Below are 24,899 nucleotides of genomic sequence, written 5' to 3' on the forward strand. Positions count from 1 at the left end.
ATGTCCCTCACGCGGCGCCTGCTGAGCTTCTCGACGATCCCCGCCTTCTCGGCGCTGATCCCCTTCGTCATCCTGCCTGTGCTCGCGCGCGCGGCCGGTGCCGACGCATGGGTCGCGATCGCCGTCGGGCAGTCGGTCGGCGGGTTCCTCGCCCTCGCAGTCGGGCTCGGTCTCAACGTGTCGGGGCCGACGCTCGTGGCCCTCGCCGCGGCCGACGAGCGGGCCGAGCTGTTCGCCCGCGGAACGCGCGCCCGTCTCGCGCTCACCCTGCCGGCGCTCGTGATCGGATCCGTCGTGGCGGGTGCGCTCGCGCCGCCGGCGCACGCGCTGTCGGCCGCGCTCATGGCGGTCGCGATCACGCTCGGCGGCCTCACCGCGAGCTGGTACCTCATCGGGCTCGGCACGCCCCTGCCGCTCATCGGCTTTGAGCTCGTTCCCCGCGCCGTCGCGACCGCGATCGGCGCCGTGATCGTCGTCGTGGGCGGACCGGTGTGGGCGTACCCCGTGCTGCTCATCGCCGCGATCATCGGAGGGGTCGCGGCGTATGCGCTGCGGGTCGTGCGCCCGCGCGACCTCGTGACCGGGTGGGCGGCGTCGGGGCGGTTCGCCCGCCGCCAGCTGTCGGCCGCGGCGACAGAGACCGTCAGCGGCGCCTACACGGCGCTCGCGGTGTCGCTCGTGACGGCGGGGGCGTCGACGTCGCAGGCCGCGACCTACGTCTCGGGCGACAAGCTGTGGCGCATGGGCCAGACCGTCGTCGGGGCCCAGGGCAACGCCCTGCAGGGGTGGGTCGTCGAGGACGATCGCGCGCACTTCGCCGCGCGGGCCCGCCGCGCCCTCCTCCTGCACGCCGCGCTCGGGGCGGTCGGGTTCGCGTGCTTCGCGATCCTCGGCCCCTGGCTCACCGGGGTCGCGTTCGGAGCCGACGTCGCGATCGACCGGCCCACCGCGGTCCTGTTCGGCGTCGCCACCTTCTGCGTGTCGATGTCGACGGCGACCGGGCGCCACGTGCTGATCGCGTGGGGGCGGCCGAGGCTCGTGTTCGCGAGCGTCGTGGCGGGCGCGATCGTGGGGATCCCCACGACCCTCGCGCTCGCCGGCCTGCACGGAGCGGCCGGCGGCGCGACCGGTCTCGCCGCTGCCGAGGCGATCGTGCTGATCATGCAGGTCGGCATGATCCTCGTCGAGCGTCGGAAGGTGCGCCGGTGATGCGGGTCCTCGTCGTGGTGCTCAATTGGAACGGCGTCGACGACACGCTGGACTGCCTGGACGCGCTCGAGCAGCAGACGCACGAGGCGTTCGACGTGCTTGTGATCGACAACGGATCCGCCGGTGACGACGTCAAGCGACTGCGTGAGCGGGTGCCGGGTGTCGTCGCCGAGGAGCTGACGATCGATCGAGATGAGGGCGACGTCGGCGAATCCGTCAGCGTCTCGCGCGAATCTCCGCATCTCGGCGCACGGCGGCCCCGCCTCTCCCTCCACGAGGAGCCGGAGAACCTCGGCTTCGCGGGCGGCGTGAACGTGGGGATCCGTCGCGCCCTCGACGAGGCGTACGGTGCCGTCGCCCTCCTCAACAACGACGCGATCCCCGAGCCGGGCTGGCTTTCGGCGCTCGACGCGGCACTCGAGCGCACCGGCGCCGCGATCGCGACGGGGCTCATGGTGCGGGCGTCCGACGACCCGGTGCTGCGCGGCACGATCGACACCGCGGGCGACGCGCTGAGCATCTGGGGGATGCCGTTTCCGCGCGGGCGCGGTCGCCCGCGCGCCGAGGCGCCCGGGGCCGGCCGCGTGTTCTCCGCGTCGGGTGGGGCCTCGCTCTTCCGAGCCGAGCTCTTCCGCGACATCGGCCTCTTCGACGCGACGTTCTTCGCCTACTTCGAGGACGTCGACGTGGGATTCCGCGCGCGCCTCTCGGGGCACGAGATCGTCTACGACCCGGCGGCGATCGTGCATCACCAGGTCGGCGCGACGAGCGGGCGGATCCCTGGATTCACGGTGCGCCAGACGTTCCAGAACCTGCCGCTCCTCCTGGTCAAGAACGTGCCGCGCGGTCTCCGGCACCGCATCTGGCCACGATTCGGCGTGCTGTTCGCGATGATGCTCGGCAAGGCCGTCGCGACCGGATCCGCGAAGCCCGCGCTCGCGGGACTCGGACGGGGCGTTCGCCTCGCCGCGACGCACGGCCGTCGTGAGCGCCGCCGGATCCAGGGCGGCCGGGTCGCGATCGCGGAGGACCTCGACGCGCTCCTCTGGCACGACCTCCCGCCCGAGCAGCACGGCATGCGCCGCCTGCTGACCGCGCCCTCTCGGCTGGTGTCGAGGGTCCGCCGCCGCTGAGCGCCGGAACCGCGCTCGCTCCGCGTGCCGTGCGCTCAGGTCACGCGGGCCGCGCGCCGTCGTCGCCGAGCTCGCCGCGGAGGAAGACGGCCGCGACTTCGGCGTCGAACGCGTCGCGCTCGCGGGGAATCCGGGCGCGGTAGTCGGCCTGCGCCGCGAGGGCGGCCGCGGGGTCCGCGAGGACGGCGTCGAGCGCCCGCTTGGCGTGGAGCACGACATCGCCGCGGACCTCGACCTTGTGCGCCCGGGGGAGCGGCACGTCGACCCCGCCGGCGGCGGCCCCGCGGTTCGCGACGAGCACGATGCATCCCATCGCCGCGGCCTCGCGGGGCATGCGGTCCTTTCCGGGGTGGGTGCCGAGATCGAGGTAGACGAGCGATGTGCGCAGGGCCTCCGCGACGCCCTCGTGCGTCATCCCCTGCAGCGGGAGCAGCTCGATGCCGGGCCAGCGGCGCGCGAACTCGGTCATGATCTCGTGCGACTTCGCGGGGTTATAGGCGATGCGCGGGATCCGCCCGTCCGTCGTCACGTCGCCCTCCGCGAGCGGCGTGACGGGTGTGTAGTCGCTGAGCAGGGATCCGGGTCGCCCGAGGTGCGCGAACACGTGGCTCCACGCGTAGTGCGACTGGGCGAGGTGCCCGACGCGGCCGAGCAGTCTGTCCTCGCCGGTGAGCATGCCGCGCACGGCCCGCTTCGCGGCGCGCACCTGCAGCAGCGGTGCCCGATGCGTGCGGTGGCGCTCGATGGGCAGCCGCGTCGTCGCGTCGCGTTCGATGACGAAGCGCGGGGCGTAGTCGATCGACAGCCACCAGACGTACGGATCCGCTCGGCGCAGGCCCTTCAGAAGGAGCGCCTGCGTCTCGGGGACGACGACGGCGGATCCCTTCTCGTCGCGCACCTGCGGGGCCTCGGGGGCGTCGTAGTGGGCGTAGCGCTCGGCGCGCGGCGCGGACTCGGTGCCGGGAACGGGCACGAGGTAGGCCTCCTGCCCCTGGCGGCGCAGCGAGTCGACGAGCTGGTGCAGCGCCTCGGGGCCGCCGGTTGCGAGCCCGCGCGGGTAGTACACGTACGTCGTCATGCGGATCCCTCCGTCGCGCGGGGCTGATCGGTGCGCGTCGGCATGAGCGCGAGCGCGGTGAGCACGGCGACGAACGGGGCGGTGTGGTTGTCGCCCAGGAACGTGGTCGTGTCTGCGAGGCCGTGCAGGAGGACCCAGGCGAGCCCGACGAACACGATCCCGGCACGCAGGGTCGGGGCCGCGAGCAGCGCGCCCCGGCGGGCCTCCGCGATGCGCAGGACGCTGGCGACGAGCGGCACGGCGACGAGCGCGATCGTCAGCAGCAGGGCGACGATGCCGGCGTCGACCCACGCCTGCAGGAAGAGGTTGTGCGGCGGCCAGGTCTGCGTGGCGACGTCGGGGAAGTAATGGCCCCAGACGGCGACGATGTGGTTGCGCCAGTGGCCGAATCCGAACCCCTCGAACCAGCGCCCGGGAAACGCGTCGGCGACGACGCGCCAGAGGACGAGCCGGTCGCCGAGGGTCCCCTCGTGGAACGCCCCCGGTGCCACGCGTGCGACGACGGCGACCGCGGCGGCGACGCCCACCGCGATGACGGCCGCGATGATCGTGCCGAGGCGAGGGCGACGCACCCAGAACGCGATGAACAGCGCGGCGACGGGCAGCGCGATGAGCAGCGCGAGGGCCGTCTTGGATCCGGTCGCGACGACGGCGACGAGTGACGCGACGAGCGTGACCAGGTGCAGCGCACGTCGGCGCGCGGAGAGCGCGGCCCACGCCGCGACGCAGGCGGTGATCGCGAAGAACAGCGCGGCCGTGTTGCCGTTGAGGAAGAACCCGCCCGACTTGTCGGGGGCGAGCACGTTCTGGAAGCCCGTCGGGTCGGTGGTCGCGAGGATCTCGGCGAACATCCCGCCCGCCGCTCCGGGCCGCACGGTGATGTCGTAGAACAGTCCCTGCTGCCCGACGGGGTCGCCGGCGAGCAGCACCTCGTCCTCCGTGATGCGCACGACGTCGGGCTCGGTGAACAGCGTCGCGGTGTGCGACAGGAGGTAGTGCGCCTCGAGCCCGGGGAAGAGGCGGAATGCGACGACCGCGAGCGCCGAGACGAGGATCAGCGGCGCGACGACGGCGATGGCCCACGGGAGGCCGTCGGCGTCGTGGGCGATGACGTCGCGGGCGAGCAGGAAGACGGTCAGCGCGGCGCCGGCGAAGATGACGGGATACGCGGCGGATCCGAGCTTCTCGGACCACAGCACCGCGATCGCCTGCCACACGGCGAGGGCGAGCAGGAGCCAGACCCAGAGCGTGGATCCCGTGCGCACCCCGAGCAGGACGCGTCTCGATCGCCAGACGGCCGCGGGGAACAGCGCGCATGTCACCAGCAGCGCGACGGACGTGAACCCGAACGGCCCGAAGAACTGCACGACGCCGAGGACGAGGGTCGCGGCGAGCAGCCAGCGCGATCGGAGACGGAAGGCGAGGACGGCGACGGCGACCGCCGCGATCGCGACGAGGCCGAGGATGAGGACGACTTCGAGGGTCGACCGCGAGTCGAGAAACGACGGATCGGCCTGCAGTCGTGCCACGCGGTGAACCCCCATCAGGTTGGTCAGCCCCCATCTTAGGATCCGTCTGCGCGGTTCCCGGGGCACGCGCCAGGCGTGTGGATCAGTGCGGTGCGTTGGTTCTGCGCAGATACGGGCGGAGCAGGCCGATGAACGCTCGCATCGCCGCGACTCGGTCGACGGTCCCGGGCAGGAGGAGCGACTGCTGGCGCAGTCCGTCGGCGAGAGCGATCAGCCATTGCGCGATCGTCTCGACGTCGATGCCGTCCGGCAGCGAATCCGTATCGATCGCGTTGCGGAGTTCGTCAGTCGTCAGAGCGATCAGGTCCTCGTAGCGGGCGACAAACCAGCCGTGGGCCGGGTGCTCGGCCGTGATGCTCTCCGAGGACAGGATCGCGAACAGCCGCATCAGTTCCGGCTGGCGCTCGTTCTCCTCCAGCGTCTCCACGAAGTTCGTGACGAAGTCGAGCCCATGGGGCGCGGCGTCGCGCGCCCCGTCTCGGCGGTGATCACGCTCCTGAAGCACGGCAAGCAGCAGGGCCTTCTTGCTCGGGAAGTGGTGCAGCAGGCCCGCCTGCGACAGCCCCGATGCGCTCGCGACGTCGCCGATGCTCACGCGATTGAATCCGCGTTCTGAGAACAGTCGCGTTGCGACGTCGAGGACCAGCTGCTTGCGTTCGTCGCCATGCGCGCGGGTGCGTCGTTCGCCGGTGGTCACGTCGATCACTGTACGTCGTCGTTCCGGGCTTCTTGATAACTAACCGAGTACTCGGTAGGTTAGGCGAGTCGTCGAAGCAGACGGCAGACGCGAAAGGGCGGCGACGATGCGCGCGATCATGGTGATGTTCGACAGCCTCAACCGGCGGATGCTCCCGCCGTACGGCGCGACGGACGTGTACGCGCCGAACTTCGAGCGCCTCGCGCGGCGGGCGGTCACCTTCGACACCAGTTACGCGGGGAGCATGCCGTGCATGCCGGCCCGGCGCGAGCTGCACACGGCGCGCCACAACTTCCTGCACCGCTCGTGGGGTCCGCTCGAGCCGTTCGACGACTCGACCATCGCGATGCTCGGCGGATCCGGCGTGCACACGCATCTCGCGACCGATCACCAGCATTACTGGGAGGACGGCGGTGCGACCTACCACACGCGGTACTCGACATTCGAGCTGTTCCGCGGGCAGGAGGGGGATCCCTGGAAGGGCCAGGTCGCGGATCCTGAGATTCCCGTCTCGCACGGCATGGCGGACGACCTCAAGCCCCGGCTGTGGCGCCAGGACTGGATCAACCGTGCGCACCTGACGGACGAGCGCGATCATCCCCAGACTCTGACGTTCGACGCCGGCGTCGAGTTCCTCGAGACCAACGCCGACGCAGACGACTGGTTCGTGCAGATCGAGACCTTCGATCCCCACGAGCCGTTCTTCAGCTATGAGGCATATCGACGCCGCTACCTCGACTCGTCGGAGGGGCTGCACTTCGATTGGCCCGATTACGCGCGCGTCACGGAGAAGGCCGTCACCGTCGAGCGGGCACGGGCCGAGTATCAGGCGCTCGTCACGATGTGCGACGCCTCGCTCGGGCGGGTGCTCGATGCGATGGACGCGCACGACATGTGGGATGACACGCTGCTGATCGTCAACACCGACCACGGCCTCATGCTGGGTGAGCACGGGTGGTGGGGCAAGAACATCCAGCCCTGGTATGACGAGACGATCCACACGCCGCTGTTCGTCTCGGATCCGCGGGCACCGCAGGCGGCGGGCGAACGCCGCGACCAGCTCGTGCGCACGATCGACGTCGGCCCGACGCTCCTCGACTGGTTCGGAGTGGGTCCGACGGACCGGATGGAGGGCGAGTCGCTGCTTCCGGTCATCGAGGAGGGCGCGGGGGCGGCAGAGCTCGCGCTCTTCGGCATCTTCGGCGGGCACGCGTGCATCACCGACGGACGATACGTCTATATGCGCGCGGCGCGCTCCCTGGAGAACGCGCCCCTCTTCGAGTACACGCTCATGCCGACGCGCATGAACGGCTTCTTCAGCGGGCCAGATCTCGCCGCCGCCGAGCTCTCGGTACCGCTTCCGTTCACGCGCGGCATGCCCGCGCTCCGCATCCCTGCGAGCAGCTTCGTCTCGCCCGCGTCGTTCGGCACGCTGCTCTTCGACCTCGAGGAAGATCCCGGCCAGGTGCGTCCGCTCAGAGACGACGACCTCGAGATGCGGCTCGCCACCGCGCTGCGCGACGAGCTCATGCGGCACGACGCGCCGGAGGAGCAGTTCGACCGTCTCGGGCTGCCCCGAACGGGTTCGCTCGCCGCGGTTCACCTGCTCGTGCGCGAGCAGTGGAGCGCGGCGATGGCGGCGCTCGAACCGGCCGCCGCGGCGGAGGATTTCGGCGACGCGGGGGAACGCCTCGACGTGCCGCTGCGCGATCTCCTCGCGGACGATGAGGCGCGTGCCGTCGTCGCGCGGCACGCGCCCATGCTCGTCGACGGAGGGTTTGCGTCGTTCGCTGTCGGCCTCACGCTCCTCCAGATCGCTGCGTTCGCAGTCGGGCTCCTCCCGCGCCCCCTGCTCGCCGCGCTCGCTGACGAGCTTTCCGCCGTTCTCGTTTGATCTTCGACAGGTACGCAACACGAAGGAGTGTTCACATGTCCCATCACTCGGCCGAACCGGCCGTCCCTCCCGTGACGACGACGACGATCCAGGCGTCGCGCCCCGCGCCGAAGGTGCCTCGGCGCGGATCGAACATGGTCGTACTCGGCGGGTCGATGATCGTCGACGGCGGCGAGAGCAGTCTCGTCAACACACTGTTCCCCGTCATCCAGGCGGCGCTTGGCCTCGCGACGAGCGCGCTCGGGATCCTGTCGGCCTCCGCTCGCCTGATCGGCGCGATCGCTGGGCCGCTCTGGGTGTTCCTCGCGCGCAGGCTCGGACGCAAGGTGGTGTTGGCGATCGCGACGGGATTCTGGGGGCTATGGGGCGTCGCGGCCGGCCTCTCGCAGGACTTCGTTCAGCTCGTGGTCCTCTACACGATCATGGCCGCCGGGACCGCGGCTGCCCACGCGATCGTCCCCACTGTCATCTCCGACTCGTACCCCGACAGGTCGCGCGGTCGGGTCGTCGGCTGGGTCTACGGCGTCGTCGCCGCGGCGGGAAGCATCGCCGCTCCGCTCGTCGGTCAGCTTGCGAACGTCGAAGACGGCTGGCGGTACGCGTTCTTCATCTTCGGTGGCATCAACATGCTGTTCGGGCTGCTGATCCTGCTGTTCTACAAGGATCCCGGCGAGGGGGCGGCCGAACAGCAGCTCAGCGCATTCGATCAGAAGCAGCGCGACGCCACGGAGGCTGCCATCACCTGGGCGCGTGTTGTCGGGCTGCTGCGCATCCGCAGCTACGTCGTTCTGCTCGGCAGCCGTCTGCTTTCGAGCCACATGGTGCTCGCGGCCTTCGGCGTTGTGCTTCTCGTGAACACATATGGGTTCGAGACGCCCGTCGCAGCGACCGTGATGGCGCCGTTCGGGGTCGGGTACCTCGCAGGAACCATCGTCGGAGGGGTGGTCTCAGACGCCGTCAATCGCCTGAGCGTCAACTACGGCCGCGTCGTTTTCCTTCAGGTCGCGCAGGCGCTGTTTGCGGTCGTCGCCTACTTCGCCACGCAGTTCGACTACGGGTCGATCGTGCCCTTCCTCGCGCTGTTCGGTGCCGCGGGCCTCGCGCAGGGGTTGAATCCGGGCGTCAATCGGCCGCTCGTCATGGCGGTCGTGCCGCCCGAGTTGCGCGGCGCGGCGTTCGCAATCTTCGTCTCGGTCGTCGAGTCGATCGGATTCGCGATCTACACGCTCGTCGGCGGGTTTCTCGCCGACGCATACGGCCTGCCGGTGGTCATGCTCTGGATCGTCTGCGGCGTGATGCTCGCGAACGCAGTGTTCCTGTCGCTGCTCTACCGCCCCTTCCGTCGCGACCGTGAGGCGCTGCAGGAGGAACTCGACGCGCGTCGCGCGAGGATCCTGGCGGAAGAGTCTGCCGACTGACAGCGGTACGGGCGGGGGTGGCGCGGATTCGCCCCGCCGCTTCCCGCCAGGAAGTTCGCCGTTCGCGTGCGGTCAGAGAGAATCGACGTATGCGCATCTCCGCCCGAGCCGACTACGCCGTGCGCGCGTCGGCTGAACTCGCCGCCCGCGACGACGAGACCCCGATCGCCGCCGAGGAGATCGCGCGCCATCAGGGGATCCCGCACCGCTTCCTCGAGGGGATCCTCAGCGACCTGCGGCGCGGCGGGATCGTGGCGAGCCAGCGCGGTTCCCGCGGCGGCCACCGGCTTGCACGGGAGGCGGCCGCGATCACGCTCGCCGATGTGATCCGAGCGGTCGACGGGCCGCTCGTGTACGTGCGCGACGAGCGCCCGTCCGATCTCGAGTTCGAGGGCGTGGCCGCGCCGCTCCTGCACGTGTGGGTGGCGCTGCGTGCCAACGTGCGCGCCGTGCTCGAGTCGGTGACGCTCGACGACCTCGCGCGCGGCGACCTGCCGGAGGGGATCCGCGCCCTCACCGACGCCGACGACGCCTGGTCGCAGGACTGAGGACCGCAGGATCCCGTCGCCCTCCGTGTCGTTCTTCTTAACTCTTCTATTCCGACCAAAATCATCGGATATGGTCCATGTTCATGAAGACACTCATCCTGCTCGCGCTCGTCGGCCTCGGCGCGCAGCTCGTCGACGGCAGCCTCGGCATGGCGTACGGCGTGACATCGACGACGCTGCTGCTCGCGATCGGCACGAATCCCGCCGCCGCCTCGGCGACCGTGCACCTCGCTGAGATCGGCACGACGCTCGCGTCGGGCGCCGCCCACTGGAAGTTCGGCAACGTCGACTGGCGCGTCGTGGCGCGCATCGGCATCCCCGGGGCCATCGGCGCCTTCGCCGGCGCGACGTTCCTGTCCTGGTTGTCGACCGAGCTCGCGGGGCCTGTCATGTCGATCATCCTGCTCGGCCTCGGTCTCTACGTCCTGCTGCGCTTCACGGTGCAGGGGCTGCCGACGCGCAGCGACAAGCCGCTGCGGCGGCGCTTCCTCGTGCCGGTCGGCCTCGTCGGCGGGTTCATGGACGCCACGGGCGGCGGTGGATGGGGCCCGGTCGGCACGCCGGCGATCCTCGCGAGCGGCCGCATGGAGCCGCGCAAGGTGATCGGCACGATCGACACCAGCGAGTTCTTCGTGGCCGTCGCCGCGAGCATCGGCTTCTTCGTCGGCCTCTCGGGCGAGCGCATCGACTACACCTGGGCGCTCGCGCTGCTCATCGGCGGCGTGGTCGCCGCCCCGATCGCGGCGTGGCTCGTCCGGCTCGTGCCGCCGCGTGTGCTCGGATCGCTCGTCGGCGGCGTCATCGTGCTCACCAACTCCCGCACGCTGCTCAACACCGAGTGGATCGCGGCGCCCGCCCCCATCGCCTGGACGGTCTACGGCGTGATCCTCGCGGGCTGGATCGCTGCTGTCGCCTGGAGCGTGCGCGGCCACCTCGCGTCGAAGCGGATCGAGGCGGCGCGGATCGACGTGCACGAGCGCGCATGACGACGGCGGGCCGCCCTGCTCCGAAGAGGAGGGCGGCCCGCGGCGTGTGCTGGGGACTACTCGGCGTCGATCTCGGCGAGCTTCGCGAGGATGATGTCGACCGCGTCGTCGGGCTGTACGACCGAGGCGTCGATCGTCAGATCGGCGTCTGCCGGCACCTGGTACGGATCGCTGATGCCCGTGAACTCGCCGATCTCGCCGGCGCGCGCCTTCGCGTACAGCCCCTTGCGGTCGCGCTGCTCGCAGACCTCGAGGGGGGTCGCGATGTGGACGAGCACGAAGCGGCCGACGGCGTCGACGCGCTCGCGCATCTCGGCCCGCATCGCCTCGTAGGGGGCGATGGGGGCGCACACGGCGATGCCGCCATGCTGGGCGACGAGCGCACCGACCCAGCCGACGCGCTGCACGTTGAGCATGCGGTCGTCGCGCGAGAAGCCGAGGCCCGCCGACAGGATGAGGCGCACCTCGTCGCCGTCGAGCAGGCTCACGCTGCGCTCGTCGACCTCGGCGAGCTTCTGCACGAGCAGCTTCGAGATCGTCGACTTCCCGGATCCCGACAGGCCCGTGAGGAGGAGCACGCGGCCGCGCGTGCGAGGAATGGGGGTCTCGACGACCGTGAGGTCGTCCGCGACGAGCGTGCGCGCGGCGGCGAGGGTCGCGTCGTGCGTCGACGCCGCCGGCAGGACGATCGCTGTGCGCGCGGCCTTCTCGACGGCGTGGATCGCCTGTGCCAGGGCGCGCGAGTCGCCGCGATCGAGCACGATCACCGGCGCGGATCCCTCCAGGGTCTCCGGAACGGATCCCGTCACGACCAGCGCGGATGCCGTGCGCTGGTCGGTGGTCGTCGCCCGCAGGTCCGTGCGGTCGCGGTGGCCGAGTTCGCGCCGGGCAGTGACGGATCCCGTCGCCGCGATGCGGATCGGCAGGTCGGGGGCCTCGCCCGTGCCGATCTGCTCAACCGCGGCAGGGCCGCCGCCCCTGTGCTCGACGGCGGACACGGCGAGCGATGCGATGTCGGTGCCCTCGGCGTCGCGCAGCACGAGCTCATCGCCGGCGGACGCGTCGACGCCCGTCAGGGTGAGCGTCGCGACGCCCTCCCAGGCGCCGGCGAGCGCCAGCTCGATGTCGCGCTGCTGCGCGGCCGTGATCGTCACATCGTGCTGTGTCACTGAGATCCGCTCTCTTCCTTCGCGGGCGTCTCGCCCGAGTCGATCTTGCGCTCCTTCGCGAACGTCGCGGGGAGGCCGTGCACGCGGCGCAGGCCCATCCAGCCGACGGTCGCGGCGACGAAGGCCGCCGAGACGGCCGCGATGGTCCAGGTGACGTCGACCTGCAGCATGCGCAGGCCCGCGGCGAGGAGCACGAGGGCCAGGGCACGGCGGACGATGCCGCTTGGCAGCGTCGACGACAGGCGCGCGCCGATGATGGCGCCCGGCACGCTTCCGATGATGAGGGGGATGACGATGCTCCAGTCGACGTCGCCGAACAGGAGGTGGCCGATCGCCGCCGCGATGACGAGCGGCACCGCCTGCACGAGGTCGGTTCCGACGAGGCGGTTCATCGAGAGCAGGGGGTAGAGGAGCATCAGCGCGATGATGATGAACGACCCGGATCCCACCGACGTCAGGCCGACCATGAGGCCGCCGACGATCCCGACGAGGAGCGTGGGGAGGATCTTCACCTTCACGTCGGCCGTCTCGCTGCGCTGCGTGTGCGTGCCGTACTGACGCTCGATCGCGCGGTTGCGCATGCCGATGAACGCGCGGAATCCCAGCAGCACTGCCGCGAGGAGCAGGACGACGCCGAGCGAGGTCTTCACGAACTCCTGCACGCCCGCCAGCTCGCCGACGGCGGAGATGATGAGCGCGCCGCAGAAGGCGGTCGGGACGGATCCGATCATCAGCCAGATCACGAGCTTCCAGTGCACCGTGCCCTTGCGCGCGTGCACCAGGGAGCCGGCCGGCTTCATGGCCGCCGACGTGATGAGGTCGCTCGACACCGCCGTCAGCGGGCTGACCCCGAATCCGAGGACGAGCATCGGGGTCATGAGGGCGCCGCCGCCCATCCCCGTGAGGCCGACGACGACGCCGACGCCCAGGGCGGCGATGATCATCGCCCAGTTCAGCCCCGCCAGCCACTCCATCACCAGAGCCCATTCCATGAGGGCAAACGGTATCAGGGGGCCATGGCGATCTCGGTGTGCGTGAACCCGCGTGACAAGGGAAGGCGGGCGTATCCCGATGATTCCGGCCGGATTTAAAGGACTGCGCCGGTTCCGGCTCCGCGTGTCGCGTGAGGTAAAGTCACCACGTCGCCGTTCTGGCGACGCTTTTCCCCTGCCTGCATCTGGAGGCCGCTTCTTCGTGACTGACTCGACGACTCTGACCGACGCACGTCTCGCACGCACCCTCGCGACGGAGGCCGCTCGCCGGCTCCTCGAGATCCGCGACGAGAACCCCGGTGTCGAGGGCAAGGCGCTCAAGGATCTGGGCGACCAGGGCGCGCAGGCGGTGCTCGCCGCGCGTCTCGCGGAGCTCGCGCCGAACGATGCCGTTCTGAGCGAGGAGGCCGCCGACAGCGAGGCGCGCCTCGCCGCGGACCGCGTCTGGATCATCGACCCCCTCGACGGTACTCGCGAATACAGCGAGGGCCGCGACGACTGGGCCGTGCACATCGCGCTCGTCGTGAAGGGCGAGCTCGCGCTCGGCGCCGTCGCCCTCGGCGGCCCCGACGAGGTCCTCGTCTCGAGCGAGCTCGACGCGCACGCCGCGCCTCGCGGTGGAAAGATCCGCATCGCGGTGAGCCGCAGCCGGGCGCCTGAGCTCGTGAAGAGCGTGTCCGAGAGCCTCGACGCTGAGCTGGTCCCGATGGGATCCGCCGGCGTGAAGATCTGCTCGGTCGTGCGCGGCGAGGCCGACGCCTACGTGCACGGCGGTGGACAGTACGAGTGGGACAGCGCCGCACCGGTCGCCGTCGCCCGTGCCGCCGGCCTGTACACCTCGCGCCTCGACGGCAGCGAGCTCGTGTACAACCAGCCCAACCCCTACCTGCCCGACCTGGTGGTCTGCCGCCCGGAGATTCGGGATGAAGTGATGCACGCTATCGGCGCGGCTCTCGCGTCGCAGCCGGAGTGAAAGGAGCCAGGTGTCCTCTGAAACGCATTACTCGATCTCGCAGCTGAAGCAGCTCGAGGCCGAGTCGATCCACATCATCCGCGAGGTGGTGGCGCAGCTCTCGAAGCCCGCGCTCATGTTCTCCGGCGGCAAGGACTCGCTCGTCATGCTGCACATGGCGATGAAGGCCTTCGCGCCCGCGCGACTGCCCTTCCCCGTCGTGCACATCGACACGGGCCACAACTTCCGCGAGATCATCGCCTTCCGCGACCAGTACGTCGAGAAGCACGGCCTCCGCCTCATCGTCGCCTCCGTGCAGGAGGCCATCGATGCCGGCCTCGTGCAGGAGGAGCCGAACGGCTCCCGCAACCGCATCCAGACGCCGGTCCTCCTCGACACCGTCGAGAAGCACGGCTTCAACGCGATGCTCGGCGGCGCCCGCCGCGACGAGGAGAAGGCCCGCGCCAAGGAGCGCGTGTTCTCCTTCCGCGACGAGTTCGGCCAGTGGGATCCGAAGAACCAGCGCCCCGAGATCTGGAGCCTCTACAACGGCCGCGTGCACCCGGGTGAGTCCATCCGCGTGTTCCCGCTGTCGAACTGGACCGAGCTCGACATCTGGCAGTACATCAAGGATGACGGCGTCGAGATCCCGGACATCTACCTGGCCCAGGAGCGCGAGACGTTCGTGCGCGGCGGCATGGTGTTCGAGGCGAACGAGTTCTGCCAGCCGAAGGCCGGCGAGGAGGTCTCGACCCGCCTGGTGCGCTACCGCACCGTCGGCGACGCGACCCTCACCGCCGCGGTGGAGTCGGACGCGGATTCGCTCGAGAAGGTCATCGAAGAGGTCGCAGCGACCCGCATCACCGAGCGCGGCGCCACCCGTGGCGACGACCGTGTGAGCGAGGCCGCGATGGAGGACCGGAAGAAGCAGGGGTACTTCTAAACATGGACATGCTGCGATTCGCGACCGCTGGTTCGGTCGACGACGGCAAGAGCACGCTCATCGGCCGTCTGCTGTACGACTCGAAGTCGATCTTCGAGGACCAGCTCCTGAGCGTCGAGGAGACGAGCAAGAGCCGCGGCAACGAGTACGTCGACCTGTCGCTGCTGACCGACGGTCTGCGCTCCGAGCGCGAGCAGGGCATCACGATCGATGTGGCCTACCGTTACTTCGCGACGCCCAAGCGCAAGTTCATCATCGCCGACACCCCGGGCCACGCGCAGTACACGCGCAACATGGTCACGGGCGCCTCGACGGCCGACCTCGCGGTCGTGCTGGTGGATGCGCGCAAGGGCGTCATCGAGCAGAGCCGCCGCCACGCGACGATCGCGTCGCTGCTGCGCGTGCCGCACATCGTGCTCGCGGTCAACAAGATGGATCTCGTCGACTTCGACGAGAAGGTGTTCGACGAGATCCGCAAGGACTTCTTCGACTTCTGCACGAAGCTCAACGTGACCGACGTCACGGCGATCCCGATGTCGGCGCTGCAGGGCGACAACGTCGTCACGCGCAGCGACAAGACGCCGTGGTACGACGGCCCGTCGCTGCTGCACCACCTCGAGAACGTCTACATCGGCGCCGACCGCAACCTGCAGGACGTGCGCTTCCCGGTGCAGTACGTGATCCGCCCGCAGCAGAGCGACGTCATCGACTACCGCGGCTACGCGGGCCAGGTGGCGAGCGGTCTGATGCGCGTCGGCGACGAGGTCATCGTCCTGCCGTCGGGTCTCACCTCGAAGATCAAGGCGATCGACACGGGCGACGGCCCCGTGAACGAGGCGTTCCCGCCCATGTCGGTGGCGGTCCGCCTCGAGGACGACATCGACATCTCGCGCGGCGACGTCATCGCGCGACCGAACAACCAGCCGCACGTGTCGCAGGACATCGACGCGACGATCTGCTGGATGGACGACGCGCCGCTCGTCAAGGGCAAGAAGTACACCGTGCTGCACAACAGCCGCGAGGCCCGCTGCGTCGTCAAGGAGATCCAGTACGAGCTCGACGTCAACTCGCTGCACCGCCACACCGACGTCGACAAGCTGCCGCTCAACTCGATCGGCCGCGTCACGCTGCGCATGACGTCGCCGCTCGTGGCCGACTCGTACAAGCTGAACCCGTCGATGGGATCCTTCATCCTCATCGACGAGGCGACCAACTCGACGGTCGCGGCCTGCACGATCAACCAGGCCGAGTGACCTGACGCACGTCCGCTGAACGGGGCGGCGTTTCCTGCAAGGGGAGTGCCGCCCCGTTTCGCGTTCGGGCGACAGCGGGGATGCGAGCACTCCCGACGGCAGCGGATAGGACGCCGTAGGCTCGGCGCCGAACGCCGATTGCCACGTGAGAGAACGCCGAGAAGCATGCTCCGCGCGTACGTCGCGGTCGGGAGCGGGACGTGTGACGGCGACGACGCGGATGGATCCTGCGCGGTTGGACGGGTATCGACCCGACGTCGACGGGCTGCGGGCGATCGCCATGATGAGCGTGATCCTCTTCCACGCGGGGCTCAGCATGCTTCCGGGCGGCTACGTCGGCGTCGACGTGTTCTTCGTGATCTCGGGATACCTCATCACTCGTCAGGTCGTGACGGGGATGCAGCGATCCCAGTTCTCCTTCGCCGAGTTCTATCTGCGTCGAGCACGGCGACTGCTTCCGGCCGCACTCGTCACGATCCTCGGCACGCTCGTCGCGGCTCTGGTCCTGCTGCCGCCTTTCCGCATCGCGGAGATCGCGCAGTCGGCAGCCGCCGCGGCCGTGTCGGTGTCGAACATCTTCTTCTGGCAGGAATCGGGCTACTGGGCTGAGTCCTCTGCGAGCCAGCCACTCCTGCACACCTGGTCGCTGAGCGTCGAGGAGCAGTTCTACCTGGTCTGGCCCCTCGCGATGTTCCTGCTCGTGAAGTTCCTGCCGCGCCTCGTTCTCCCGATCCTCGTGGTCGGCACGGTCCTGTCTGTCATCGCCACGACGTACGTGTCGATGCGCTCGCCCGATGCCGCGTTCTATCTCATGCCGTTCCGGGTGTACGAGTTCGCGATCGGCGCGCTGTGCGTGTGGGCGGAGCGGATCCCGTGGTCGCCGGGGCGTGCCGGAGGCGCGGCTCAGAGGGCATCATGGCTGCTCGGTCTCTCGCTCATCCTCGTCGCGATGCTGACGTTCAACGAGCAGGGAACGATGTTCCCGGGCTACCTCGCGCTCGTTCCGACTGTGGGAACCGCGCTCATGATCCTGGCCCGGCGTCCCGGGGGCTTCGATGCGGCACTGAGCAACCCGGTCATGAACTACATCGGTCTGCGGTCATACAGTCTCTACCTCGTGCACTGGCCGATTCTCGTGTTCACCGCCGAGCTGAACGGGGGGGGCTGACGCTCCTGAGCGCGACGATGTGCGTGGCGGCCACGGTGGTTCTCGCGGAGGCGCTGTACCGGTTCGTCGAGCGCCCGCTTCGTGTGCGTGGCGGCCACGGCGAGGTTCGCCCGACCTCGCGGTCCCGAGCGCGACGCTTTACGAGATTCGCTGTGCCGGCCCTCGGGGCAGCCGTCGCGATGTGCGCCGCGAGCGTCACCGTCGCATGGGCGAACGATCGGCCCGAGGCGTACCCGGAGGAGGTGCGCGACATCGTCGCGATGGACCGTGGTGCGGTCAGCGCGGAACGGCGTGCCGAGACGAGGGCGTTGTGCCGTGAACCGAAGACGGGGGCGATGTGCGGTTCGTTCGCCGAGGACGAGCAGAACGTACTCATCCTGGGGGACTCCGTCGGTGTGGAGGGGCATCTGCTCGCTGAGGAGATGTGGCCTGATGCGAACGTGGTGACTGCCGAGAAGGCGGAGTGCCCGCCCCTGCGCACTCTGGACGGCATTCAGCACTCCTTTGCCGGCTGCGAGCAGCTCAATGACCGGAGATTCGAGAGCCTCGGTGAGAACGCGGACCGTATCGACAGAGTGGTGGTGGCGATGCGACTCGACGACGAGCGCCTTCCGCACGTTCTCGACGTGGTCGCGTGGCTGACGGAGCAGGGGATCGAGGAATCGGTCTACGGCGTCGGCCCGCAATACGACCAGTTCGTCTGGCAGGTGATGGCGATGCACCAGCCTGGCGCGGATGCGGAACGTGCGCTCTACAGTCACCTGACGGTCGCCTCCACGCTCAATGCGGCATACGCGGATGGGGTCGCGCAGCGCGGCGGGCAGTACATCGATCGGTGGTCGTGGGCGTGTCAGGAGGGGGCCTGCCGAGCGCATCTGGGTGACGACATCACGGACCTCGTCATGGTCGACAAGGTTCACATGACTCGCGACGCGGTGGTTGCGTTCGCCCAGTCCGTCCGCTGACGGCGTTCGTCCGCGCCGGGAGGGGCGAAGATCTGGGCGCTGCCGGTGCCTGTTGTAGGATCGACGCTGGCAACTCCGCCGGACGAGGGCTGAAAGGCGCGATAGTGGCACGCATCTTCCGCAGGGCCCTTTCTCGATTTCGAGCCCTGCAACGCGATGCCCGCGGCGCGATGTGGCGCACGCTCCGCATCCTGAAGCCACCGCGTCGGGTGCACCGCTTGTCCCGTCCCGCGGGTGGTGCGACGCGTGAAGCGCCGAATACGGAGCTGTCGTTCGCTGTCGTGATCCCCGTCGTTCATCCGCAGCACCCGAACGTCGGTGACTACGCGCTCGTGGAACGGCATCTCGAGCTCACGGTCGAGTCGATCGCGAGACAGACGCACGGGCGCGTTTCCGCGATCATCGTCGGCCACCGACGTCCCCAGTGGACCGAGGACGCTGCACTGCCGGTGCACTTCATCGACATCGAGGCGAGTCGCGAGGTGCGCGGACAGCTGGCGACGCCGCTGGATAAGGGCATCAAGATGCTCGTCGGTGCGCGAATCGCACGGGACCAACTCGGCGCAGACGTCGTCCTGACGGTTGACGCTGACGACTTTCTCGAAATGAATCTCGTTCTCGACCTGGAGCGACACCTCCGCACGCACCCCGAGAGCAGCGGCGTGGTGTGGACCCGCGGGTACGAACTCACTGTCGCGCCCAGCGCTGGGGGCGAGGCGATCGGGATCGATGATGCGTATCTCATCGACGGATTCGATCGAGCCTGCGGGACATCCCGCGCAATCAGGATGTCGGCCCTTGACCACCGCATGCCCGTCGCGGCGGTGGAGCTGGCGCCGGTGGCCGAGACGATAGGCGACCAGCTCCGTTCGTCCTCGGGCTGCTACCTTCACATCGAGCGCGATGCCATCGAGATCCTCGATGGCGCGGTGCGGCGGTTGAGCCAGGAGGCACTTGACGAGCTCGATCACCTCGGGAGGCACATCACGCCGTATTTCGGGCTTGACCGACTTCCTCTCGTCGGAGCGGCCAAGATGTGCGGGCATGGTCAGCACGACGGCCCGATCGGTGGAGGCGTCCACTGGAACCGAGTGCGGGCACGTGTCCACCCGGCTGACGCTCTCGCACGGTGTGGGCTGGAAGTGGCAGACGACGACTGAAGCGGAACCCAGGCCCGCACCGGAGGTGCTCCGTTGGGTTGCACTGTAGGGCGGCTACACTGGCGCATGCGTCGGCGCAGGCACGACGTAGTCGCGCAGAGAAAAGCCGGAGGTGCCTAGCAGCCGATGTCTCGCCATCAAGAGTTCGTAGACGGACAGTTCGACCCAGCCCACAACTTCCAACACGAGGGAAACGCGACGAAGACTCTCGTCATCGCGTCTTCTCCCCGCTGTGGGAGTCACATGCTCGGACATCTCCTGCACGCGACGAACCAGCTGGGGCATCCCCTGGAGTACTTGCATCCGGTCAATTTTGCGCGTTGGAAGGAACTTTACGCGACGAGCGACGCGGGGGAGACGATTCGCCAGCTTATGCGGAACCGTACATCGCCGAGCGGTGTATTCAGTACGAAGATTCACTATCCCCAACTCGCGGCATTCGGTGGGATCGCTGCTCTACGTGAGCACTTCCCCGACCCGCACGTTGTCCTCCTTCGACGTCGCGATTCCATCAAGCAAGCCGTTTCTCTCGCAATTGCCCGGCAAACTGGGAAATGGATCGGCGAGACGCCCTCCGTCGCTGATGTGCAGTACGACGCGCACGCCATCGATCGGGCGCTCGCTGACGTGATCCTTCAGACGGCCAATTGGCGGCGCGACGTCCTGCGCAGCGACCTTCCGGTCCTCGAACTCGACTTCGAGGACATCCTTGGACGTGAGGCGGAGGCCGTCGCCTCGATTGCCGCGTTCGCGGGAGTTGAAGTCCCGGCAGGTGAACTGCCAGCGGCGCCGAGCACACGTCGACAGGGGTCCAGCCTCAATGCGGAGTGGCGCGCGCGCTTCCTCGCTGACGTCGCACGATCCCCGTCCGACGGCACCAGCAGGTTTGAACTTGCGGACGGTGGCAGCGGGAGATCGACGAACCGAGGTCGTGCGCCCAAGCGCGCGGTCAAGCGACTGATCGGGCGAATCCAACGCGTCGGAAGATGACGGCGCGACGGAGTCGCCGTGACTTCTCCTGCTGAGACTCGACGTATTCTCTCGGTGTGCCGAGCAGAGGCAGTCTAGGCTCGGCGGGCGAGGTACTCTGCAACGGCCATTCGAAGTGCTTCTTCAACTTCATCCAGCTTCTCGTCGCGGACGAACTCACGCGTTGCAAGCGAGTCCCAGTCAACCTGTCTGAGGTCAACGCCGACAGATGTCGGCTCCTGGACGCGTTCAAGGCCGGCGCCGAGTGAGTAGTCACGATATTTGATTCCGCCACCGTGCACAGCTGATTCGAGCCCGTCAAACGTGACCAGGGCGCAAGGAATCCCATAGCTGTGACACGCGATCATCACGTGCATAGCGGTGGTAACAACGGCGTCATACTCGACGAGTGAAGCGAGAAAATCTCTGATCTGGTCGGGGTGTGACATGACGACGCTGAGCTCGTCCATGCTGTCTGGAAGGACTACTGGGGCGCTTGCGTGAGTGAAATGCCGCACGAGGAGCGTGCGTCCGTTGGTCACATCGCGCTGAAGAGGCACGATCCTGCGCAGGAGGATCCCGGGATCGCCGAACGAATCGACTCGCGGACCGCCGCGATCTGATAGCAGTCGTGCAGTGATTGGACCCCGCAGCGAGATGTATCGCGCGCGAGGGTCGATCGCGAAATCCGGGCTGGCCGCGCCGGCCCCGGCGACGATCGAGTCGTGGGCTACGTATCGCATGATGGACCCGAGAGAGACCAAGTGCTCTCCGCGCGGACGCGTCTTGGGTGACTGGTATCGGATTCCGCGCCCGGTGAGCTCCTTGAGAATGAGCGGGCCGAGCCAGTCGCCGAAGTTTCCCGGGTAGGGGCGCGCGTGCCACATCAGCTCGAGCGGCGTCTCAGCGGGATTCGCAGTGGCGAGGGATTCAAAGGACTGGGTGACGTCACGGAGCGCTTTCTCGTCCGCAGTGGGGACCCAGTTGTTCTCTATGACTCTGAAGCGGTCCTGGGCAGCCCCACGATCGCCCCGTTCGGCCGCCGCCGTCAGCTCTTCGGCCAGCCGCGACCTCCGCTGGGTATCAGGTGCCTCGCCTCTCGGTCTCCAGACGGAGCTCAATTTCGCCGCACGACGTACAGCTCTGAACACCCGGCGGGACAGGGTACGACGGATTGCTCCGACAACTTGTCGGCCAGGCACACGCGCCGCGGACAAGGCGGCCGGTGCGGATGGCGTTCCGCCTGCTGAGCCCGCGGCGTTCCCAGTCGATGCATTCATTGGAGCGCCGAACGAGATGAATGAGATCGGGTCAAGAGGATGGACGGACCGCCGACCAGCTTCCTGCGCTCGCGAGAGCGACTGATGCGTCAACCGCCCCGCGTGCGCTTCCCAAGCAAGGGTAAACGGGGTGTCTTGTGCGGGGGCTTTCGTCGTCGTGTGGTTCGCCCAGTTCGCCGCGTCAGAGATGAACGCACGGGCTTGCGCTGTCGTGTTGACCCCGAAGAATCGCCAATCCCAGGAAAGCTGATCGGAGCGGCTGGCGGACACGCGCATCGGTCTCGCCTCTTGCGGAAAACCGACAAGATCGGCAGTGAATTCTGCGAGCGACGGCGGAAGTGCGAAGAGTCGACTTGCTGGGTCGATCCAGAAGACTCTGCTGTCGGGGAACTGCGTGCAGGCGCGTTCGACGAGTGCGACCTTCGCGTGAAGGAGGTCGACGGCAGACCCTGCGGGCACCTCTTCCACGACGTGAGCCAGCCCCAAGCGCGTCAGGTCCGACTTGAGTCGTTCCACCATCGTCGCATTCGCGGCCCCCGCCTCGTATGCGGTGCAGACGACGACCGCAGGTTGAGTTGGTGGCGCTTCCCCGCTCGTCGGCATACGTTTCCTTCCGATCAAGTTGCGCCCGCACGTGACGGAGGTCGGGAGCCTGCTTCACCCCCGGTTCCTGCGGGGACGTCCGATCTCAGCGTAGTATGCGCTCAGGTGGAGGCCCTTATGAGCGCAACGCCTCGCCGCGGTGCTTTGGGGGTGTTGCTCCCAGTCGCTTCCGGCAGACGCCTGCGCCGGGAGATCGACCTGTCCGGGCTCACAGGGCGCATGCAATAAGATCCCCGAGTCGGTGGACCGCGAAGCCGGCAGAATCGTGGCGGCAGAGCCTAGGACCTGTTCGAAACAGGGGAACTTCTAGGGCATCGATAAGGGCATCATGGATCTGACGAAGACCAACGCGAGGCGACTGTTCGCAGACGTCTCGTGGTTGACGATCGGCGCGACTCGCACGGTGAACTTTTGACGAGCGGGAAGGGTCTGAAACCCGACGATCTGCGAAGCCACGTGCTTCGAGGCATCGGGTGGACGGTCATCGAGAAGTGGGGCATCCGCCTCGTCTCGCTTGGCGTCTTCGTGATCCTGCTTCGACAGCTTGATGCCGAAGATTTCGGCGTCGCCTCGCTCACGACGTCGGTCACGATGATTCTGTTCGCGTTCGTCGACGCAGGCTTCTCGAAGGCACTCGTCCAGAGAAAAGAGCTCGGCCCAGATGACGCGACGACGGCCTTCTGGACGTCGTTCGGGATCGCTGTCGTCGTGTATGCGATCCTCTTCTTCACGTCGCCACTCATCGCCTCGCTCACGGGGATGGCTGAGCTCGAAGCGATGCTTCGTGTGCTCGGCCTGAGCATGTTCGTGATTGCTCTGAGCAGCGTCCCGAGTGCACTGCTCGAGCGCGACATGAACTTCCGCTCTCTTGGGCTCCGAAGCATCTTCGGGACAGTAGTCGGCGCAATCGTCGCGGTGCCCATGGCCCTCTTCGGTGCGGGAGCATGGGCGCTCATCGCGCAGACGCTCGCAACGATGGTCGCCGGCATGATTGCGCTGTGGTTCAGCACCGACTGGCGCCCGCGATTTCGGTACTCGATCCCCGCCTTGCGGGGGATGATGTCGTTCGGTCTGAGTTCGCTCGGCTTGGAACTGGTCAATCGCACGCAGCAGAATATCGACAAGATCCTGGTGAATGTGCTTTTGGGGCCAGCAGCTGGTGGGGTCTACTACGTCGCGCAGCGTGCAGTGAAGCTCGTACTCGAATTGCTATCGAGCGTGATCGGCCGAATCGGTCTGACGACCTTCTCCAAGCTGCAGGACGACTTCGAACGACTGAGTCGTGCCTTCCTGCAGCTGACCTTCGCGGCGGGGGCGATCGCGATACCAGTTCTCTGTGTGATGGCGGGTCTGGCGGACATCATCCTGCCCTACATCGCCGGCGAGGGATGGGGAGACGCCGTCGTGGTCATGCAGATCCTCGCTCTGAGCAATTCCTTGTTCGTGATCTGTCGATTCGACAAGCAAGCGCTTCTCGGAGCAGGCGCGCCGGGGCGCGCGTTCAGCCTCGGCCTCATGGAAAGCGTCGTCGGGATCGCGCTTCTTGTGATCGCGGCCCCATTCGGGCTCGTCGCTGTTGCCTGCGCTCGCGTGTCGCGGACGCTCGTCACCTGGCCGTATCGCCTCTATCTGCTCAAGCGCTACGCGGGAGTGCGGGTGGGTGAGTACATCTTCAACACGGTCATGCTGTTGCTCGCGGTGGCCGCTCCGCTTGGTCTCCTCGCGCTCGCGTCGCTGACACCGTGGCGTGATACGAGCCCGGCGATGTGGACGTTCGCCGTGCCCATGGCGGTCGTGATGGTCGCCGCCTACTACGGCGTCCTGTGGTTGATTTGCGGTCGACAGAATCGCAAAGTCATTCGCCGAACGTTCGCGCGCGCTCGTCGATGATCATGCGCAGCGCCATGCGAGTGTGTCGCTTCTCGTCGAACGGCCCCGTCCGCTCGAGCGGATAGAGTGAGGAGCTGGGCTCTGCGGCCGGTCAGCTGAATGCGGTCGTATTCCCCACGAGACAGCGCGAGCTTGACGGAGAGAGACATCAGATGGCGAGCAGCGACCCCTGGGCGGACAAGAATCTGATCTTCGTCGGTGGGATGCACCGCAGCGGGACGACGATTCTCGCCGACATCCTGAGCAGCGCCGATGATGCCGCCGGGCTCGACGGCTCCGGCGCCCACATGGGCGAGGGGCAGTTCTTGCAGGATGTCTATCCCGTGGACAACTCCTTCGGCGGGGTCACGCGCTGGGCCTTCGACCCGCGAACGCATATGACAGAAGTCGATGCTCAGCCCGACATGGCGCGCCGTCTTTGGGACGCGTGGTCTCCCTGGTGGGGAGATGACGCCCAGTTCCTCGTCGAGAAGTCGCCGCTCAACATCGTGCGTACGCGCTTCCTCGCGGAGGTGTTTCCGCAGGCGAAGTTCGTCATCGTCACGCGCCACCCGATCGCCCAGTCTCTCGCGGTGCACAAGTGGGCGCGCACGGTGCGCGAACGCGCGGGTGACCAGTTCAGTCGTCTGGTCGAGCTGTGGTTGGCCGCGCACCGCACGGCGCAGCGCGACATCGACAGGCTCGACAACGTGCGCGTCGTTCGCTTCGAGCACCTCGTCACTCAGCCTAGAGGCGAGCTCGACCGGCTTTCAGAGTTCCTCGGAGTTCGCCTCGGCGATGAGGCGGTAAGCCGCCTGGATGCAGGCGTGCTCGAACACTATGCGACGATCTGGGACAGGGCGCGACGGGGGAGGGGAATGCGGTACCCAGGGCGCGGCCTCAGGACCCTGCGTCGTCGGGCCATCTCGACGGTCACTTTTCCGTACGAGGCTCGTCTCATCGAGAAGCAGGCGGAAGCTGTCGCGCAGTTCGGGTACGACATCCACGACCTCAGGAGCGCGCGCACTTGGGCTGACGCGACGTCGACGAACGGGACGCGCCAGTGAGGCCTACGGTGAGGATG

21 protein-coding genes are annotated in these 24,899 nt (G+C 68.1%); 14 read left to right on the forward strand and 7 right to left on the reverse strand.

What is annotated here, in order from left to right:
* Positions 1 to 1,209 carry a lipopolysaccharide biosynthesis protein gene (locus tag KOL93_RS02565; protein WP_221583727.1) on the forward strand — a complete coding sequence of 403 codons (1,209 nt, stop codon included), beginning with the start codon at positions 1 to 3 and terminating at the stop codon, positions 1,207 to 1,209.
* A complete protein-coding gene (locus KOL93_RS02570) occupies positions 1,209 to 2,342 on the forward strand; it encodes a glycosyltransferase family 2 protein (protein ID WP_221583728.1) in 1,134 nt (377 codons plus the stop codon). The genes KOL93_RS02565 and KOL93_RS02570 overlap by 1 nt, the downstream gene beginning before the upstream one ends.
* 40 nt (positions 2,343 to 2,382) lie before the next feature.
* Here KOL93_RS02570 and KOL93_RS02575 read toward each other — a convergent pair whose 3' ends face one another.
* The 3 genes from KOL93_RS02575 to KOL93_RS02585 all read right to left on the reverse strand — a co-directional run bounded on the left by KOL93_RS02575 (position 2,383) and on the right by KOL93_RS02585 (position 5,646).
* Entirely contained in the window at positions 2,383 to 3,420 is a 1,038-nt protein-coding gene (locus KOL93_RS02575) for a hypothetical protein (RefSeq protein ID WP_221583729.1), read from the reverse strand.
* Positions 3,417 to 4,949, reverse strand: coding sequence for an O-antigen ligase family protein (locus KOL93_RS02580; protein ID WP_221583730.1), 1,533 nt, complete (start codon positions 4,947 to 4,949; stop codon positions 3,417 to 3,419). Before KOL93_RS02580 ends, KOL93_RS02575 begins: the two co-directional genes overlap by 4 nt.
* Before the next feature lie 82 nt (positions 4,950 to 5,031).
* Positions 5,032 to 5,646, reverse strand: coding sequence for a TetR/AcrR family transcriptional regulator (locus KOL93_RS02585; protein ID WP_221583731.1), 615 nt, complete (start codon positions 5,644 to 5,646; stop codon positions 5,032 to 5,034).
* 106 nt (positions 5,647 to 5,752) lie between these two features.
* On the opposite strand from KOL93_RS02585, the gene KOL93_RS02590 reads away from it, so the two are divergent.
* The 4 genes from KOL93_RS02590 to KOL93_RS02605 all read left to right on the forward strand — a co-directional run bounded on the left by KOL93_RS02590 (position 5,753) and on the right by KOL93_RS02605 (position 10,492).
* Positions 5,753 to 7,540, forward strand: coding sequence for a sulfatase (locus KOL93_RS02590; RefSeq protein ID WP_221583732.1), 1,788 nt, complete (start codon positions 5,753 to 5,755; stop codon positions 7,538 to 7,540).
* Positions 7,541 to 7,575: 35 nt separating this feature from the next.
* Positions 7,576 to 8,958: an MFS transporter gene (locus KOL93_RS02595; protein WP_221583733.1), complete on the forward strand. Its 1,383-nt coding sequence runs from the start codon at positions 7,576 to 7,578 to the stop codon at positions 8,956 to 8,958.
* Positions 8,959 to 9,047: 89 nt separating this feature from the next.
* A complete protein-coding gene (locus tag KOL93_RS02600) occupies positions 9,048 to 9,506 on the forward strand; it encodes an RrF2 family transcriptional regulator (RefSeq protein ID WP_221583734.1) in 459 nt (152 codons plus the stop codon).
* An 83-nt stretch (positions 9,507 to 9,589) separates the two neighbouring features.
* Complete coding sequence (locus tag KOL93_RS02605) at positions 9,590 to 10,492, forward strand: sulfite exporter TauE/SafE family protein (protein ID WP_221583735.1); 903 nt, start codon at positions 9,590 to 9,592, stop codon at positions 10,490 to 10,492.
* A gap of 56 nt (positions 10,493 to 10,548) precedes the next feature.
* Here KOL93_RS02605 and cysC read toward each other — a convergent pair whose 3' ends face one another.
* Both cysC and KOL93_RS02615 read right to left on the reverse strand, forming a co-directional pair.
* Positions 10,549 to 11,661 carry an adenylyl-sulfate kinase gene (gene cysC / locus KOL93_RS02610; protein ID WP_308291517.1) on the reverse strand — a complete coding sequence of 371 codons (1,113 nt, stop codon included), beginning with the start codon at positions 11,659 to 11,661 and terminating at the stop codon, positions 10,549 to 10,551.
* Positions 11,658 to 12,653, reverse strand: coding sequence for a sulfite exporter TauE/SafE family protein (locus tag KOL93_RS02615; RefSeq protein WP_221583736.1), 996 nt, complete (start codon positions 12,651 to 12,653; stop codon positions 11,658 to 11,660). The genes cysC and KOL93_RS02615 overlap by 4 nt, the downstream gene beginning before the upstream one ends.
* Positions 12,654 to 12,855: 202 nt before the next feature.
* Here KOL93_RS02615 and KOL93_RS02620 point away from each other — a divergent pair, with 202 nt between their 5' ends.
* The 5 genes from KOL93_RS02620 (at position 12,856) to KOL93_RS02640 (ending at position 17,934) form a co-directional block, all read left to right on the forward strand.
* Positions 12,856 to 13,626, forward strand: coding sequence for a 3'(2'),5'-bisphosphate nucleotidase CysQ (locus KOL93_RS02620; protein ID WP_308291518.1), 771 nt, complete (start codon positions 12,856 to 12,858; stop codon positions 13,624 to 13,626).
* Between the two features lie 10 nt (positions 13,627 to 13,636).
* Positions 13,637 to 14,548, forward strand: a complete 912-nt coding sequence (cysD, locus tag KOL93_RS02625; protein ID WP_221583738.1) for a sulfate adenylyltransferase subunit CysD — start codon at positions 13,637 to 13,639, stop codon at positions 14,546 to 14,548.
* A 2-nt stretch (positions 14,549 to 14,550) separates the two neighbouring features.
* Entirely contained in the window at positions 14,551 to 15,801 is a 1,251-nt protein-coding gene (cysN, locus tag KOL93_RS02630) for a sulfate adenylyltransferase subunit CysN (RefSeq protein WP_221583739.1), read from the forward strand.
* A gap of 202 nt (positions 15,802 to 16,003) precedes the next feature.
* Complete coding sequence (locus KOL93_RS02635) at positions 16,004 to 16,969, forward strand: acyltransferase family protein (protein ID WP_221583740.1); 966 nt, start codon at positions 16,004 to 16,006, stop codon at positions 16,967 to 16,969.
* A 23-nt stretch (positions 16,970 to 16,992) separates the two neighbouring features.
* On the forward strand, positions 16,993 to 17,934 hold the full coding sequence (locus KOL93_RS02640) for an SGNH hydrolase domain-containing protein (RefSeq protein WP_221583741.1): 942 nt from the start codon (positions 16,993 to 16,995) through the stop codon (positions 17,932 to 17,934).
* On the opposite strand, the gene KOL93_RS02645 is transcribed toward KOL93_RS02640, so the two are convergent.
* Positions 17,886 to 19,016 (reverse strand): hypothetical protein, encoded by a 1,131-nt coding sequence (locus KOL93_RS02645; protein WP_221583742.1) that lies wholly within the window; start codon positions 19,014 to 19,016, stop codon positions 17,886 to 17,888. The two genes, KOL93_RS02640 and KOL93_RS02645, sit on opposite strands and share 49 nt — an antisense overlap.
* Positions 19,017 to 19,220: 204 nt before the next feature.
* Here KOL93_RS02645 and KOL93_RS02650 point away from each other — a divergent pair, with 204 nt between their 5' ends.
* A complete protein-coding gene (locus KOL93_RS02650; RefSeq protein ID WP_374107097.1) occupies positions 19,221 to 20,084 on the forward strand; it encodes a Stf0 family sulfotransferase in 864 nt (287 codons plus the stop codon).
* Between the two features lie 74 nt (positions 20,085 to 20,158).
* Here the strand turns inward: KOL93_RS02650 and KOL93_RS02655 are convergent, their stop codons facing one another.
* Complete coding sequence (locus KOL93_RS02655) at positions 20,159 to 21,946, reverse strand: polysaccharide pyruvyl transferase family protein (protein WP_221583744.1); 1,788 nt, start codon at positions 21,944 to 21,946, stop codon at positions 20,159 to 20,161.
* 375 nt (positions 21,947 to 22,321) lie between these two features.
* Between KOL93_RS02655 and KOL93_RS02660 the strand changes: the two genes are divergently transcribed.
* Both KOL93_RS02660 and KOL93_RS02665 read left to right on the forward strand, forming a co-directional pair.
* Positions 22,322 to 23,836 (forward strand): lipopolysaccharide biosynthesis protein, encoded by a 1,515-nt coding sequence (locus tag KOL93_RS02660; protein WP_221583745.1) that lies wholly within the window; start codon positions 22,322 to 22,324, stop codon positions 23,834 to 23,836.
* A gap of 152 nt (positions 23,837 to 23,988) precedes the next feature.
* Complete coding sequence (locus tag KOL93_RS02665) at positions 23,989 to 24,882, forward strand: sulfotransferase family protein (protein ID WP_221583746.1); 894 nt, start codon at positions 23,989 to 23,991, stop codon at positions 24,880 to 24,882.
* Positions 24,883 to 24,899 lie beyond the last annotated feature (17 nt).

It is taken from the genome of Microbacterium salitolerans, from assembly GCF_019720895.1.
Classification (GTDB): domain Bacteria; phylum Actinomycetota; class Actinomycetes; order Actinomycetales; family Microbacteriaceae; genus Microbacterium.